The 13,822-nt window shown below is 71.5% G+C and carries 14 protein-coding genes and 1 rRNA gene; 5 read left to right on the top strand and 10 right to left on the bottom strand.

The window, feature by feature from the left end:
• Window positions 1-95: 95 nt before the first annotated feature.
• The 3 genes from ACZ6AA_RS40220 to ACZ6AA_RS40210 are packed head-to-tail and all read right to left on the bottom strand — an operon-like array spanning window position 96 to window position 2,204.
• On the bottom strand, window positions 96-1,001 hold the full coding sequence (locus ACZ6AA_RS40220; RefSeq protein WP_190119106.1) for an NAD kinase: 906 nt from the start codon (window positions 999-1,001) through the stop codon (window positions 96-98).
• Window positions 998-1,813 (bottom strand): TlyA family RNA methyltransferase, encoded by an 816-nt coding sequence (locus tag ACZ6AA_RS40215; RefSeq protein ID WP_471463479.1) that lies wholly within the window; start codon window positions 1,811-1,813, stop codon window positions 998-1,000. Before ACZ6AA_RS40215 ends, ACZ6AA_RS40220 begins: the two co-directional genes overlap by 4 nt.
• A 7-nt stretch (window positions 1,814-1,820) precedes the next feature.
• A complete protein-coding gene (locus tag ACZ6AA_RS40210; RefSeq protein WP_468480604.1) occupies window positions 1,821-2,204 on the bottom strand; it encodes a hypothetical protein in 384 nt (127 codons plus the stop codon).
• Between the two features lie 42 nt (window positions 2,205-2,246).
• Here ACZ6AA_RS40210 and ACZ6AA_RS40205 point away from each other — a divergent pair, with 42 nt between their 5' ends.
• Complete coding sequence (locus ACZ6AA_RS40205) at window positions 2,247-2,594, top strand: SCP2 sterol-binding domain-containing protein (RefSeq protein WP_468452681.1); 348 nt, start codon at window positions 2,247-2,249, stop codon at window positions 2,592-2,594.
• Between the two features lie 153 nt (window positions 2,595-2,747).
• Here ACZ6AA_RS40205 and ACZ6AA_RS40200 read toward each other — a convergent pair whose 3' ends face one another.
• The 3 genes from ACZ6AA_RS40200 to ACZ6AA_RS40190 are packed head-to-tail and all read right to left on the bottom strand — an operon-like array spanning window position 2,748 to window position 5,711.
• Window positions 2,748-3,602 carry an ABC transporter ATP-binding protein gene (locus ACZ6AA_RS40200; RefSeq protein WP_468452679.1) on the bottom strand — a complete coding sequence of 285 codons (855 nt, stop codon included), beginning with the start codon at window positions 3,600-3,602 and terminating at the stop codon, window positions 2,748-2,750.
• A 40-nt stretch (window positions 3,603-3,642) separates the two neighbouring features.
• Window positions 3,643-4,671, bottom strand: a complete 1,029-nt coding sequence (locus ACZ6AA_RS40195; RefSeq protein ID WP_468480603.1) for a FecCD family ABC transporter permease — start codon at window positions 4,669-4,671, stop codon at window positions 3,643-3,645.
• On the bottom strand, window positions 4,668-5,711 hold the full coding sequence (locus ACZ6AA_RS40190; protein WP_471463476.1) for a FecCD family ABC transporter permease: 1,044 nt from the start codon (window positions 5,709-5,711) through the stop codon (window positions 4,668-4,670). Before ACZ6AA_RS40190 ends, ACZ6AA_RS40195 begins: the two co-directional genes overlap by 4 nt.
• Window positions 5,712-5,815: 104 nt before the next feature.
• Here ACZ6AA_RS40190 and ACZ6AA_RS40185 point away from each other — a divergent pair, with 104 nt between their 5' ends.
• The 3 genes from ACZ6AA_RS40185 (at window position 5,816) to ACZ6AA_RS40175 (ending at window position 8,803) form a co-directional block, all read left to right on the top strand.
• The gene (locus ACZ6AA_RS40185; RefSeq protein WP_471463474.1) at window positions 5,816-6,835 is read left to right on the top strand and encodes an ABC transporter substrate-binding protein; all 1,020 of its coding nucleotides are present in this window, start codon (window positions 5,816-5,818) and stop codon (window positions 6,833-6,835) included.
• A complete protein-coding gene (locus ACZ6AA_RS40180) occupies window positions 6,835-7,905 on the top strand; it encodes an ABC transporter substrate-binding protein (RefSeq protein ID WP_468480601.1) in 1,071 nt (356 codons plus the stop codon). The genes ACZ6AA_RS40185 and ACZ6AA_RS40180 overlap by 1 nt, the downstream gene beginning before the upstream one ends.
• 67 nt (window positions 7,906-7,972) lie before the next feature.
• Window positions 7,973-8,803 carry a siderophore-interacting protein gene (locus ACZ6AA_RS40175; protein ID WP_471463472.1) on the top strand — a complete coding sequence of 277 codons (831 nt, stop codon included), beginning with the start codon at window positions 7,973-7,975 and terminating at the stop codon, window positions 8,801-8,803.
• A gap of 198 nt (window positions 8,804-9,001) precedes the next feature.
• Here the strand turns inward: ACZ6AA_RS40175 and ACZ6AA_RS40170 are convergent, their stop codons facing one another.
• Window positions 9,002-10,054 (bottom strand): HAD-IIA family hydrolase, encoded by a 1,053-nt coding sequence (locus tag ACZ6AA_RS40170; protein ID WP_471463470.1) that lies wholly within the window; start codon window positions 10,052-10,054, stop codon window positions 9,002-9,004.
• Window positions 10,055-10,125: 71 nt separating this feature from the next.
• Between ACZ6AA_RS40170 and ACZ6AA_RS40165 the strand changes: the two genes are divergently transcribed.
• Window positions 10,126-11,403: a DUF1015 domain-containing protein gene (locus ACZ6AA_RS40165; protein WP_468480598.1), complete on the top strand. Its 1,278-nt coding sequence runs from the start codon at window positions 10,126-10,128 to the stop codon at window positions 11,401-11,403.
• Window positions 11,404-11,521: 118 nt separating this feature from the next.
• Here ACZ6AA_RS40165 and ACZ6AA_RS40160 read toward each other — a convergent pair whose 3' ends face one another.
• The 3 genes from ACZ6AA_RS40160 to rrf form a co-directional block, all read right to left on the bottom strand.
• A complete protein-coding gene (locus ACZ6AA_RS40160) occupies window positions 11,522-12,403 on the bottom strand; it encodes a tetratricopeptide repeat protein (RefSeq protein WP_468453465.1) in 882 nt (293 codons plus the stop codon).
• Window positions 12,295-13,632, bottom strand: a complete 1,338-nt coding sequence (locus ACZ6AA_RS40155) for a hypothetical protein (protein WP_471463503.1) — start codon at window positions 13,630-13,632, stop codon at window positions 12,295-12,297. Before ACZ6AA_RS40155 ends, ACZ6AA_RS40160 begins: the two co-directional genes overlap by 109 nt.
• A gap of 95 nt (window positions 13,633-13,727) precedes the next feature.
• Window positions 13,728-13,822, bottom strand: a 5S ribosomal RNA gene (rrf, locus tag ACZ6AA_RS40150); the annotation flags it as partial.

Raw genomic sequence — 13,822 nt, 5'->3', positions numbered from 1 at the left:
CGGCGAGGTCCAACGCGCCCCGTAAGGGGCGCGGGGAACTGCACGCCCAGCCCCCACCGTCCCGCGGGCACAAGCACACCCCCTCCAGCGAAGTGCTATTGCGGCGCCCCCCGCCACCCCGACACCGGCAGGGCGAACTTGGCCACGAGCCGGTCGGTGAACGACGCGTGGTGCAGCCGCGCGAGCCGCACCGGCACGGCGCCCCGGCGCACCTCGACGCGCGCCCCGGCAGGCAGCTCGACGGTCCGCCGCCCGTCGCACCACAGCACCCCGTGCGGCGTGTGCGGCTGGACCTCGACGGCGAGGACGGAGTCCGGCGAGGTCACCAGCGGCTTGGCGAAGAGGGCGTGCGCGCTGATCGGCACCATGAGCAGCGCCTCGACCTCCGGCCACACCACGGGCCCGCCCGCCGAGAAGGCGTACGCGGTCGAGCCGGTCGGCGTCGCGCACACGATGCCGTCGCAGCCGAAGCCGGTCACGGGACGGCCGTCGATCTCCAGGACGACCTCGAGCATCCGCTCGGCCGACATCTTCTGCACGGCGGCTTCGTTGAGCGCCCAGTCCCGGTGCACGACGTCGCCGTTGCTGTGCACGACGACGTCGACGGTCATGCGCTCCTCGACCTCGTAGGCCTTGGTGACGACGCGGTCGACGACCTTGTCCAGGTCGTCCCGCTCGGCCTCGGCGAGGAAGCCGACGCGGCCGAGGTTCACGCCGAGCATCGGCACGCCGGAGGCGCGGGCGAACTCCGCGCCGCGCAGCAGCGTCCCGTCACCGCCGAGCACGATGAGGAGTTCGCAGGCGTCGAGGCACGCGGGTGTCGCCTCCTTGACCAGCTCCACCTCGTCGGGCAACGGCAGGTCCGCAGCCTCCGCCTCAAGCACCCGCACACCGAGGCCGCTGCGCAGCAGCCCCTGCACGACGAGTTCGGCACTGCGGATGGCCGCGGGCCTGCCGGTGTGGGCAAGGAGAAAAACAGTACGAGCTCGGGTCTGACTCAACGGGGCCCCTCCGCCACGGCACGGTCGACGTCCGCCGGGTCGAGTTCCGGCGCCCCGGCGCGCAGCCACAGAAAGTACTCGACATTCCCGGAGGGCCCGGGCAGCGGGCTGGCGGTCACGCCGCGCACCCCGAGGCCGAGCCCCCACGCCTGCCGTGCCACGGTCCGCACGGCCTCGGCCCGCAGCTCCGCGCTGCGCACCACACCTCCGCTGCCGAGGCGCTCCTTGCCGACCTCGAACTGCGGCTTCACCATCAGGACGAGGTCCGCGTCGGGTGCCGCGCAGCGCGCGAGGGCGGGCAGGACGAGCCCCAGCGGGATGAAGGACAGATCGCCGACGACCAGGTCGACGGGCTCGCCGTCGATGAGGTCGAGCGTCAACTCGCGTACGTTCGTACGGTCCTTGACGGTGACCCGGTCGTCGCTCTGCAGCGACCAGGCGAGCTGGCCGTAGCCGACGTCGACGGCGACGACGTGCGCCACGCCCGCGCGCAGCAGCACATCGGTGAAGCCGCCGGTGGAGGCGCCCGCGTCGAGGGCGCGCCGTCCCTCGACGGCCAGCCCTTCCGGTACGAAGGTCTGCAGGGCGCCGGCGAGCTTGTGGCCGCCGCGCGAGACGTAGTCGGGATCGTCGTCGTCCTGGGTGACGACGATCGCGGCGGCCGTCTCCACCTGCGTCGCCGGTTTGGTCGCGAGGGTCTTGCCGACGCTCACCCGGCCGGCGGCGATCAGCTGGCTCGCGTGCTCGCGCGAGCGCGCGAGCTTCCTGCGGACCAGCTCGGCGTCGAGGCGGCGGCGTGCCACTCCTGCCACGTTCGGTTCAGCTCCTGTTGTTGATCGGTGCGGGCGCCCCCGAGGGTGCGGGCGGTCCGGGGCGTGCGTCCAGCGCGGTCAGCGCGTCGCGCAGGCCCCGGTGCACATCCTCGTACACCTCGATGTGGCCGTCGGTGGCGAGGTGGTCGGCGTCGCCGAGACGCTGGAGCTGGGCGTCCACCTCGGCGTACCCGGTGGGAGTGCGGACGACTTCCAGCGGGGCGGGCTCGGAGGGGGCGGCGTCGGCGTCCGGACCCACCGGAACACCGGCGTCCGCACGCACCGGAGCATCAGCCTCCAGGCCCACCGGAACACCGGCGTCCGCCTCCGCCGGAATCTCGCACTCCGCCTCCGTGAGCTCGGGCTCGCGGCCCGGCGTCCAGTCGCTCATGCCACGACGCTACATCGAAGCCCTGCGGTACCGTCGATCACGATGGCGACCATGGCGGAGTGCCGCAGCGCACTCGACAAACTCTCGGACAACCTCGCGACCGCGGACGGCGACGTACGCAGTGCCGCGGCGCTCGACCGCACCCTGAGCTGCCATCTCAGAGACCTGGACGTCACCCTCGCGGGCCGCCTGCAGAACGGCCGGATCGAGGTCCTGGACGAGCACCCCGGCCCACCCCGCGACAAGGCCCAGATCCGCCTGGCCATGACCGGCGACGACCTGGTCGCCATGGTCAACGGCGACCTGAACTTCGCCAAGGCATGGGCCTCAGGCCGAGTAAAACTGGAGGCAGGCCTACGAGACCTCCTACACCTACGCAAGCTCCTCTGAGGCCCGCGGCGCTAGAGGACGAGCCATCACAGCCCGTCCGGCGCTGGAGGACGAGCCATCAAAGCCCGTCCGGCGCTTGAGGACGAGCCGCGAAGCGGCAAAAAAAGGGGGGAACGGGGGCGAAGCCCCCATACACATCACCCCAGACCACCGCTACGCGCCCACGCGAGCCTTACGCGCAGCAGGCACCACCAACGGCGTCCCCGTCTCCGGATCATCAATCACCTGGCACTTGATCCCGAAGGTCTCCGCCACCAGCTCGGCGGTAACGATGTCCCCAGGAGCCCCCTCGGCCAGCACCTTCCCGTCGCGCAGCGCGATGAGGTGCGTGGCGTACCGGGCGGCGTGGTTCAGGTCGTGCAGCACGGCGACCAGCGTCCGCCCCTGCTCCTCGTGCAGATCGGCGCACAGGTCGAGGACGTCGATCTGGTGCTGGATGTCGAGGAACGTGGTCGGCTCGTCGAGCAGCAGCAGCGGCGTCTGCTGGGCGAGCGCCATGGCGATCCACACGCGCTGGCGCTGACCACCGGAGAGCTCGTCGACGTACCGGTCCCCCAGCTCGGCGACGCCGGTCGACTCCATGGACTCGCGTACGATCCGCTCGTCCTCCTTGGACCACTGCCGCAGCAGCCCCTGGTGCGGGTAGCGGCCGCGCGCCACCAGGTCGCCGACCGTGATGCCGTCGGGGGCGATGGACGACTGCGGCAGCAGGCCGAGCGTGCGCGCGACCTGCTTGGCGGGCAGCGACTGGATGGTCTGGCCGTCGAGGAGGACCCGCCCTGCGGAGGGCTTGAGCATCCGGGACAGGGCGCGCAGGAGCGTCGACTTGCCGCAGGCGTTCGGGCCGACGATCACCGTGAAGGAGTTGTCGGGGATCTCCACGGACAGCTTCTCCGCGATGACACGCTGGTCGTAGCCGATGGTCACGTCGTCGGCGATGAGCCGGTTCACGGGGGCACGCTCCTGGTCGTGGGGTTCTTCGTACGAGGTCCGGGTCCGCGGCGTCATGCGCGCCCCCGCCGTGGCACGCGGGCGCTCAAGCGGGCACTCATATGCGCCCCGCCTTGCGCTCGGTGACGAGCAGCCACAGCAGATACACGCCACCGAGGACACCGGTGACGACGCCGACGGGCAGCTGGTCGGCGCCGAAGGCCCGCTGCGAGGCCCAGTCGGCGACGATCAGCAGGGTCGCGCCCATGCACATGGCGGGCACCAGGTTCGGGCCGGGCGAGCGGGTCAGGCGGCGGGCCAGCTGCGGCGCGGTGAGGGCGACGAAGCTGACGGGCCCGGCGGCGGCGGTCGCGGCCGCGGTGAGCAGCACGGCGGCGCCCATGAGGACGACGCGGGTCCGTTCGACGGGCACCCCGAGCGCGTACGCCGTGTCGTCACCCATCTCCAGCATCCGCAGCGGCCGCGCGTGCATGACGATCAGCGGAAGCAGCACGGCGCACAGCGTGAGCAGCGGCCAGACCTGGTCCCAGTCGCGGCCGTTGAGCGAGCCCGTCATCCACACGACCGCGCGCGCCGCGTCGACGAAGTCCGCCTTGGTCAGCAGGTAGCCGTTGATGGCGACGGCGAGGGCGTTCATGCCGATGCCGACGAGGACGAGCCGGTAGCCGTGTACGCCACGGCGCCAGGCGAGCAGATACATCGCGGCGCCGGTGACCAGGCCGCCGACCAGCGCGGCGCCCGCGACCTGGCTCGCGCTGCCGCTGAAGACCACGATCATGAGGAGCGCGCCGGCGGTCGAGCCCTGCCCGATGCCGAGGACGTCCGGGCTGCCCAGCGGATTGCGGGAGATGGACTGGAACAGCGCGCCGCCGAGGCCGAGGGACGCGCCCACCAGGAGCCCGACCACGACCCTCGGCAGCCGCAGGTCGTTGATGATGAACTCCTGGCCGGGGTCGCCGTTCCCCAGGAGGGTGCGGATGACGTCGGCGGCCGGGATGTCGAAGTCGCCGGTGCCGATGAGCACGACGCTCGCGACGAGTGCGGCGAGGACGAGGGTCACCACCACGACGGCCGTGCGGACGTCGAGGCGGACCGAGAGCCCGCCGCGGGTACGTATCGCCTTCACAGCTGGGCCGTCCTCCGCCGTCGTACGAGCAGGATGAACACCGGGGCGCCGATGGCCGCGGTGACGATGCCGACCTGGACCTCGGCGGGGCGCGAGATCACCCGGCCGAGCACATCGGCGCCGAGCAGCAGGACGGGCGAGAGGACGGCGGCGTAGGGGAAGATCCAGCGCATGTCGGGGCCGGTGAAGGAGCGCACCATGTGCGGCACCATCAGGCCGACGAACGCGATGGGCCCGCAGGCGGCGGTCGCGGCGCCGCACAGCAGCGTCGCGGAGGCCATGGACAGGGCGCGGGTGCGGGTCAGCCGGGCGCCGAGCGCGCGGGCGGTGTCGTCGCCCATCGCCACGGCGTTGAGCGGCCGGGCCAGGCCGAGCGCGAGCAGGGTGCCGACGGTGAGGAACGGCAGGACCTGCTGGATGGTCTCCATCTTGGCGGAGGCCAGGGAGCCGACCGTCCAGAAGCGCATCTTGTCGAGCGCGGCGTTGTCCGTGATCATCACGGCCTGGAGATAGCCGGCGAGTGCGGCGGTCAGCGCGGTTCCGGCGAGCGCGAGCCGCACGGGGGTCGCGCTGCGCGTGCCGCCGAGCGCGTACACGAGGACCCCGACGATCGCCGCGCCCGCGAAGGCGAACCACACATAGCCGCTCAGCGAGGTGACGCCGAAGAAGCTGATGGCGGTGACCACGGCGGCCGACGCGCCCATGTTGATGCCGAGCAGGCCGGGGTCGGCCAGCGGGTTGCGGGTCAGGGCCTGCAGGACCGCGCCGGAGAGACCGAGTCCGAGGCCCGCGAGGACTCCGAGCAGCGTGCGCGAGACCCGCTCACCGACCACGACATCGGCGTACGTCCCCGAGTCCTCGAACAGTCCGTGCCAGACCTGGTCCATGGAGAGCTGTTTGGCGCCCACGGAGATGCTGACGGCCATCAGGGCCAGCAGCAGGACGAGGGAGAGGACGAGCCCGGCACCGCGGAGCGCGCGGCGGCCGGGCGGCGCGGGAGCGGTTTCCGCGCGGGGTTCAGGGGGACTGTCGACCAACACGCGGTTAGGTTAGCCTACCCTCCCATCGCTCTTCGACGAGAGAAGCGGCACGTATGCCCCGGTCACGCCCCTCTCCTGGGTCTCCCCTCGCGCCCCTGTCGCCCATGTCACGGCGGGCACTCCTCGGTGCGGGCGGCGCGCTCGGCGCGAGCGTGCTGCTCACGGCGTGCGGCGATGACAAGGGCGACGGCGGCAAGGGTGACAACTCCTCGAAGGGGAGCGGCCCCTGGGCGTTCAAGGACGACCGCGGCAGGACGGCGAGGGCCGACAAGCAGCCGCGCCGCATCGTCGCCTACATCGGCGCGGCCGCCGCCCTGCACGACTTCGGCATCGAGTGCACCGGCGTCTTCGGCCCCACCAAGCTGAAGAACGGCGATCCCGATGTGCAGGCCGCGGGTGTCGATGTCGACAAGGTGACCGTCATCGGCAACGCCTGGGGCCAGTTCAGCATCGAGAAGTACGTGGGTCTGCGCCCCGAACTCCTCGTCAGCACCATGAACGTCTCCCCGACCCTCTGGTACGTCCCCGAGGAGTCCGCCGACAAGATCCTGCCGATCGCGCCCAGCGTCGGCATCCTCACCGGCAAGACGACCCTGACCAAGGCCATCGGCCGCTTCGCCGAACTCGCCGAGTCCCTGGGCGCCGACCTGCGGGCCGCGAAGGTGACGGCGGCGAAGAAGCGCTTCGAGGACGCGTCCGAGCGGCTCCGCAAGGCCGCCAAGGCCGCGAAGTCCCGCGGCGGCGTCCGGGTCCTCGCGATGGCCGCCACCGCCGACCGCATGTACGTGGGCGACCCGCACGACTTCACCGACCTGCGCCACTACAGCGACCTCGGCGTCGAGTTCGTGAAGCCCACAAGCACCATGAAGGGCGGCTTCTTCCAGGACCTCAGCTGGGAGAACGCCGACCGGTACGAGGCCGACCTGATCCTTGTCGACAAACGGACCGGGAACCTCCAGCCCGCCGAGCTCAAGAAGGCCAAGCCGACGTGGGCCCGTCTGCCCGCCGCCGAAGCCGACCAGGTCGCCCCCTGGTTCAACGAAGCCCAGTTCAGCCACGCCGGATTCGCGCCGCTCATCGAGCGGCTCGCCAAGGCGATAGAAGACTCGAAGAAGGTCGTCTGATGCGCGCGCTCCGCCCCTCCCGCACCCTCACCGCCGCCCGCGCCTCCGGCGGTGTCAGCCGCCGCGGCCTGCTCACCGGCGGCGCCGCCCTCGGCCTCGGCGCCGTGCTCACCGCCTGCGGCAGCGAGGACTCCGGCGACGAGAACGGCAAGAAGCCGGGCTCGGGCTCCGACGGCAAGGCCTGGAGCTTCAAGGACGACCGCGGCAAGACCGCGCGCTCCGACTCGACCCCGAAGAACATCGTCGCGTTCATCAGCACGGCCGCGGCCCTGCACGACTACGGCGTCGAGGTCACCGGCGTCTTCGGCCCCTCCAAGCCCGTCAACGGCAAGCCCAACCCGCAGGCCGGCGATCTCGATGTCGACAAACTGACCAGCCTCGGCGAGACCTGGGGCCAGTTCAACATCGAGAAGTACGCGGCCCTCAAGCCCGACCTCCTGATCAGCAACATGTTCCCGCCGCCCAACCTCTGGTTCGTCCCCGACGAGAGCAGCAAGAAGATCGCCGCCCTCGCCCCCACGGTCGGCATCAACGGCGCCCGCGCCTCCCTCCTCGAACCCCTCAAGCGCTACACCGACCTGGCCGCCTCACTCGGCGCGGACCTGGAGTCCCAGAAGGTCAAGGCCGCCAAGTCCCGCTTCGAGAAGGCCGAACGGACCCTGCGCAAGGCCGCGAAGGCCAGCGGCGGCCTGAAGGTCATGGCGATGACGGGCGACGCCCAGCAGATGTACGTCGCCGTCCCCGACTCCTACTGCGACCTGAACTACTTCAAGGACCTCGGCGTCGAGTTCGTCGAGGGCAAGAAGAGCGACGAGTGGGGCTTCTGGGAGTTCCTGAGCTGGGAGAACGCCGACAAGTACCACGCCGACCTGATCATGGTCGACAACCGCTCGTCGGCACTGACCGAGGAGCAGCTCGCGAAGAAGCCCACCTGGGCGAAGCTCCCCGCCGTCAAGGCCGGCCAGACCGTCCCCTGGTCCATGGAGGAGCGCTACAGCTACGCCGGTTACGCCCCCGTGCTCGAACAGCTCGCGGCGGCCATCGAGAAGTCGAAGAAGCTCAAGCGGTAACCGATCCCCCGGCCCCGCCGGTCCCACCCGTCCTCCCGCCACGACGCACAGGAGAAAGGCTCACCCCATGACCGAGACCCCGTTCCGGTTCTTCGACGCCCAAGTCCTGCGCACCGAACGGCTGACGCCGTCGATGGTCCGCGTGGCCTTCGGCGGCTCCGAGATGGCCCAGATGGCCTCGGGCGGCCGCGACCAGCGCGTGAAGGTGTTTCTGCCGCAGCCGGGCCAGAGCGCGCCGGTCATGCCGGACACGGACTCCCCCGACTGGTACGCGGCCTGGCGGGACCTGGACCCCGACGTACGCGGCATCATGCGCACGTACACCATCCGTGAACTGCGCCGCGACCCGCACGAGTTGATCGTCGACTTCGCCGTCCACGCACCCGCCCCGGACACCCGCTCCCCCGAGGGCCCCGCCTCGCGCTGGGCCCGCACGGCACGCCCCGGCACCCGCGTCGGCGTCCTCGCCCCGGTCGAGGAGGAGAACGCCGCGTACGACTTCCGGCCGCCCGCCGACACCGACTGGATCCTCCTCACCGGCGACGAGTCGGCACTCCCCGCCGTCGCGGGCATCCTCGAAGCACTCCCGCCGTCGGCCCGGGTCCTGGCCTGGCTGGAACTCCACGACCCGGCGGACCGCCAGGAACTGCTCACCAAGGCGGACGCCGACATCACCTGGCTCACGGGCGAGGGCACGACAACGCCCGCCATCCGCGCCGCCACCCTGCCCACCGGCGCCCCCTACGCCTGGATCGCCGGCGAGTCAGCGACGGTCAAGGCAGTACGCCGCCACCTGGTCACCGACCGAGGCTTCGACCGCAAACGCATCAAGTTCACGGGCTACTGGCGCAAGGGCGCAACAGAAGACCAACTCCTGTCCGACGGCGAGGAAGCGTAACGCCCACCGGCACCCCGGTCAGCCCGTCCGGCGCTTGAGGACGAGGCCGAAGGCCGATCCGGCGGAGGTCCGTCCCACCCACCCGCGACCCCCACCCCCCATTTCAGCCCGTCCGGCGCTTGAGGACGAGGCGCGCAGCGCCGACAACGGGGTCCGGGGCGGAGCCCCGGCTTCGGGAAGGGGCGGGATCGGGGAAACCTAAACCCCCAGCCGAGCCAACACCTTCCCCCCGTCCAACCCACACACCCCGTCCCCCGCCGCCGCCCAGGCCACCGCACACAACGCCCGCAACCCATCCAAAGCCGCCCCCTCCCCCTCAAGCACCAGCGCCTCCCCCCGCACAGAGGCAACCCACCCCCCACAAGCAAACCCCTCGCCCACCTGCCCCACCTCAGGCTGCCCCCGCAGCATCCCCCGCAGATCGGCGTCCACATACGTCGGCCGATGCTCAGGCCGAGCGGCCAGCAACTGCGCCCCGTCCGTGACCCCCGTCAGGACGAGCAGCGAATCCACACCCCCGTTGAACGCCCCCTCGATGTCCGTGTCGAGCCGATCCCCGACGACCAGCGCCCGCTCCGCCCCGGTCCGCAGAATCGTCTCCCGGTGCATCGGCGGCAACGGCTTCCCCGCCACCTGCGGCTCCGCCCCGGTCGCGATGCGCACGACCTCCACGGCGGCCCCGTTCCCCGGGGCGATTCCCCGCCCGCTCGGGATGGTCAGATCGGTGTTGGACGCGAACCACGGCACACCCCGCGCGATCGCGTAACAGGCCTCCGCGAACCGCCCCCACGCCAACTCCGGCCCGCCATACCCCTGCACCACGGCCACAGGATCGTCATCGGCGGACTCCACCGGCTCAAGCCCACGCTCACGCAGTGCGACCCGCAGCCCTTCACCGCCCACCACCAACACCCGCGCCCCTGCGGGCACTTGCTCACTCACGAGCCGCGCGACGGCCTGCGCCGACGTGATCACGTCCGCCGGGCCGGTGGGAATGCCGAGCTCCGTCAGATGACCGGCCACCGCGTCCGGCGTACGCAGCGCGTTGTTCGTCACGTACGCGAGATGCATGCCCCCGGACCGGGCCGTCTCCAGCGACTCGACGGCGTGCGCGATGGCCTTCCCACCCGCATACACGACCCCGTCGAGGTCGAGCAGCGCCGTGTCATAGCTCTCGCTCAGGGCCCGCTCACTGCCCGCGGGACGCGTCCGCACAGACTGATTCCCACCCTGGCTGCCGGTCTGGCTCATTACGCATCTCTCCTCGCTAATTCCACTCCCCCGATCATCGCTCATGCCACTGACACACTTACGATGCACTAATGAACACAGCGGGTCACACGGACGTCCACGGCCTCGACCTGATCCCGTTCCGGGGGGTGCGGTACGACTCCGAACGGGTCGGCTCCCTCGCCGCCGTGACCTCACCGCCGTACGACGTGATCGTGCGACCGGACGGCCTCCTGGAACTGGAGTCGTCCGACCCGCACAACATCGTCCGCCTGATCCTGCCGCAGGCGACCACCCCGGCGGCCCGCAACCGCCAGGCCGCGGACACCCTCCACGACTGGCTCGCCGAGGGCATCCTGGCCCCCGACCCCATCCCCGCCCTGTACGTGTACGAACAGCAGGGCGACGGCATACTCCAGCGCGGCATCATCGGCGCGCTGCGCCTGTCCGAGCCCGCGGACGGCATCGTCCTGCCGCACGAGGACGTCATGCCGCACGTCGTCGAGGACCGCGCCGCCCTGATGCGCGCGACGGCCGCGAACCTGGAGCCGCTGCTCCTCACCTACCCCGGCGACGACCCGACGGGCGGCGCCGCGGCCGCCATAGAGCGCGCGACGCACCACAAGCCGCTGCTCTCCACAACCACGGAGGACGGCTTCAGCCATCGTCTGTGGTCGGTGACCGACCCCGCGGAGATCGCTGAAATCCAGTCAGATCTGGCCCGCCACCAGGCTCTCATCGCCGACGGCCACCACCGCTGGGCCACGAACCTGCGCCTGCGCGCCGAGCACGGCTCGCCGGGGCCGTGGGACTTCGGCCTGGTCCTGCTGGTGGACACGGCCCGCTATCCGCTGCGGGTCCGCGCGATCCACCGCTATCTGCACCGGCTCCCGGTCGCGGAGGCCCTGGCCGCGCTCGCGGACTCGTTCCGGGTACGCACTCTGGAGTGCTCCTTGTCCGAGGCCAGGGCGGCCCTCGGCGTCGCCGCGTCCGAGAGCAACGCGTTCCTCCTGGCCGGCGACGGCTCGTACCACCTCGTGGACCGCCCCGACCCCGCCCTGCTGGCCCGCACGGTCCCCCTCGGCCGCCCGGAGGCCTGGCGCACCCTGGACGCGACGGTCCTGCACGCCACGCTCCTCGACCACCTCTGGCGCATCCCGGACGCCCCGGAGCACATCGCGTACATCCATCACACGGACGCGACGGTCGAGAAGGCCGAGCGCGAGGGCGGCACGGCGGTGCTGATGCACCCGGTCCGCGAGGAGGTCGTACGCGACCTGGCACGCCAGGGCGTCACGATGCCCCGAAAGTCGACGTCCTTCGGCCCGAAGCCCGCGACGGGCCTGGTCCTGCGCGACCTGGCGTTCTGAGCACAGACCGTACGTACGACACAGACCGCACGCACGACAAAGGGGCGGGCCTCCGGCTGGAGACCCGCCCCTTCACCTGCGACCGCCACGACACTCACTGCCGCGGCGGCGACCGCCATCAGTCCTTGTCGCGCTCGACACCCTGGTCGTCATCGGCGACATCAGCGTCGACGTCATCGGCAGTGACGTCATCGGCAGCGGCCACGTCGGCGTCAATGTTGCTGTCGACGGCCTCGGGGGCCACCGCTTCCACCTGCTGCGGCTTCTCCGGCTCGGCGTCGGCCGACTCCGTCACCTCGGTCCCGGCTTCCGCCTCGTCGCCCTGGAGCGCGTCGACGAACTCGACGCCGTCCAGCTCGGCGAGCCGGTCGGACGCGTCGGTGCTGCCGTCCTTGTCGGCCTCGATGGCCTTGGCGAACCACTCCCGGGCCTCGTCCTCACGCCCGGCGGCGAGCAGCGCGTCACCGTAGGCGTACCGCAGGCGCGCGGTCCACGGCTGCACCGAGCTGGAGGCCAGCTCGGGGCTCTGCAGCGTGACGATGGCGGCGTCGATCTGCCCCATGTCGCGCCGAGCTCCGGCGGCGACGAGCCGCATCTCCACCTGTCCGGCCTTGTCGAGCTTGTGCACCTCGGGCGCCCCGGCCATGTCGAGCGCCTTCTCGGGCCGCCCGAGCCCACGCTCACAGTCCGCCATGACGGGCCACAGCTCCACACCACCGGTCATCCGCCGCGCGGCCCGGAACTCGGCGAGCGCCTCGCTGTACTTCTGGTTCGCGTACGCCGCGAAGCCCGCGGCCTCGCGTACGGCGGCGACGCGCGAGGCGAGCCGCAGCGCGACCTTGGAGTATCCGTAGGCCTGCTCGGGGTCCTCGTCGATGAGCTTGGCGACCATCACCAGGTTCCTGGCGACGTCCTCAGCGAGCCCCTTGGGCAGGCTCTGCAGCTCCTGCCGTACGTCCTGGTCGATCTCGTCGCCCGTGACGTCGTCCGGGATCGGCAGCCGCTTGATCGGCTCACGGTCCCGCTCGCGGTCGTCGCGCCGGAACCCACCACGGTCACCCCGGTCACCGCGGTCGTCACGCCCACGGAACCCACCGGGCCGCCCACGGCTGTCGTCACGACGGGGGCCACGGCCACGGTCGTCGCGTCCACGGTCGTCACGCCCGCGGTAGCCGCCTCCGCCGCGGTTGTCGTCGCGGCGGAAGCCGCCACGGTCACCGCGGTCGCCATCGCGGCGGTCGTCACGCCGATCGTCACGGCGGTCATCACGACGGAAGCCACCGCGATCGCTGCCACCACGGTCGTCCCGACGGAACCCACCACGATCACGGTCATCACGCCGATCGTCACGACGGTCGTCGCGCCGGAAGGCCGGACGATCGCCGTCACGGCGGTCATCACGCCGATCGTCACGACGGTCGTCACGGCGGAACCCACCACGGTCGCCACCGCGGTCGCGGTCATCACGCCGGAAGCCGGGGCGGTCACCACCACGGTTGTCGTCGCGGCGGAAGCCACCACGGTCACCGCGGTCGCCATCGCGCCGATCGTCACGGCGGTCATCCCGGCGGAAGCCACCGCGATCGCTGCCACCACGGTCGTCCCGACGGAACCCACCACGATCACGATCATCACGCCGCTCGTCACGACGGAAAGCCGGACGGTCACCATCGCGACGGTCATCACGGCGGTCGTCGCGCCGGAAGGCCGGGCGGTCCCCGTCACGCCGGAATGCGGGACGGTCGCCGTCACGGCGGAAGCCGCCGCGGTCGCCACCACGGTCACGGTCGTTGCCACCACGATCGTCGCGGCGGTCGTCACGCCGGTCATCGCGGCGGAACCCGCCGGGCCGGTCGTCGCGCCGGAAGGAGGAGCGCCCGCTGTCGCGGTCGTCACGTCCGCGGTAGCCGCCTCCTCCGCCACGGTTGTCGTCGCGACGGAAGCCACCACGGTCACCGTCACGGCGGTCGTCACGGCGGTCGTCGCGACGGAATCCGCCACGGTCACCGCGGTCGTTGCGGTCGTTGCGGTCGCGGTCGTCGCGGCGGAAGCTGGGGCGATCCCCGTCCCGACGGTCGTCGCGGCGCGGGCCGCGGTCGTTGTCGCGACGTGGCCCACCGCGGTATCCACCCCGGTCGCCACCATCCCGGCGGCGCTGGTCGCGCTCCGGTCGCTCGTCGGGAGAGTTGGTGGACATGGGTGACTCCTAGTCTTCGGTACCGCAGTCATTCTGACGCAGCCGCGTAGCCGGCGCTCTTCGAGCAAAAACAAAAAGGACCCTTGGTCCCAGCGTGAACGCTGGGACCAAGGGTCCTCCAAAGATTGTTCGGCGGCGTCCTACTCTCCCACAGGGTCCCCCCTGCAGTACCATCGGCGCTGTAAGGCTTAGCTTCCGGGTTCGGAATGTAACCGGGCGTTT

The sequence above is a fragment of the Streptomyces sp. NPDC040610 genome (assembly GCF_055594065.1).
Note: the sequence above shows the minus strand (reverse complement) of the source record. Positions and strands in the feature narration are given on the sequence as shown.

What these genes read in the sequence shown, in the direction of transcription:
- ACZ6AA_RS40205 (WP_468452681.1), top strand. Translation starts at nt 2,247, where the DNA reads ATGGCGACCATGGCGGAGTGCCGCAGCGCACTCGACAAACTCTCGGAC.
- ACZ6AA_RS40155 (WP_471463503.1), bottom strand. Translation starts at nt 13,632, where the DNA reads ATGACTGCGGTACCGAAGACTAGGAGTCACCCATGTCCACCAACTCTC.
- ACZ6AA_RS40180 (WP_468480601.1), top strand. Translation starts at nt 6,835, where the DNA reads ATGCGCGCGCTCCGCCCCTCCCGCACCCTCACCGCCGCCCGCGCCTCC.
- ACZ6AA_RS40185 (WP_471463474.1), top strand. Translation starts at nt 5,816, where the DNA reads ATGTCACGGCGGGCACTCCTCGGTGCGGGCGGCGCGCTCGGCGCGAGC.
- ACZ6AA_RS40165 (WP_468480598.1), top strand. Translation starts at nt 10,126, where the DNA reads ATGAACACAGCGGGTCACACGGACGTCCACGGCCTCGACCTGATCCCG.
- ACZ6AA_RS40175 (WP_471463472.1), top strand. Translation starts at nt 7,973, where the DNA reads ATGACCGAGACCCCGTTCCGGTTCTTCGACGCCCAAGTCCTGCGCACC.
- ACZ6AA_RS40170 (WP_471463470.1), bottom strand. Translation starts at nt 10,054, where the DNA reads ATGAGCCAGACCGGCAGCCAGGGTGGGAATCAGTCTGTGCGGACGCGT.
- ACZ6AA_RS40210 (WP_468480604.1), bottom strand. Translation starts at nt 2,204, where the DNA reads ATGAGCGACTGGACGCCGGGCCGCGAGCCCGAGCTCACGGAGGCGGAG.
- ACZ6AA_RS40200 (WP_468452679.1), bottom strand. Translation starts at nt 3,602, where the DNA reads ATGACGCCGCGGACCCGGACCTCGTACGAAGAACCCCACGACCAGGAG.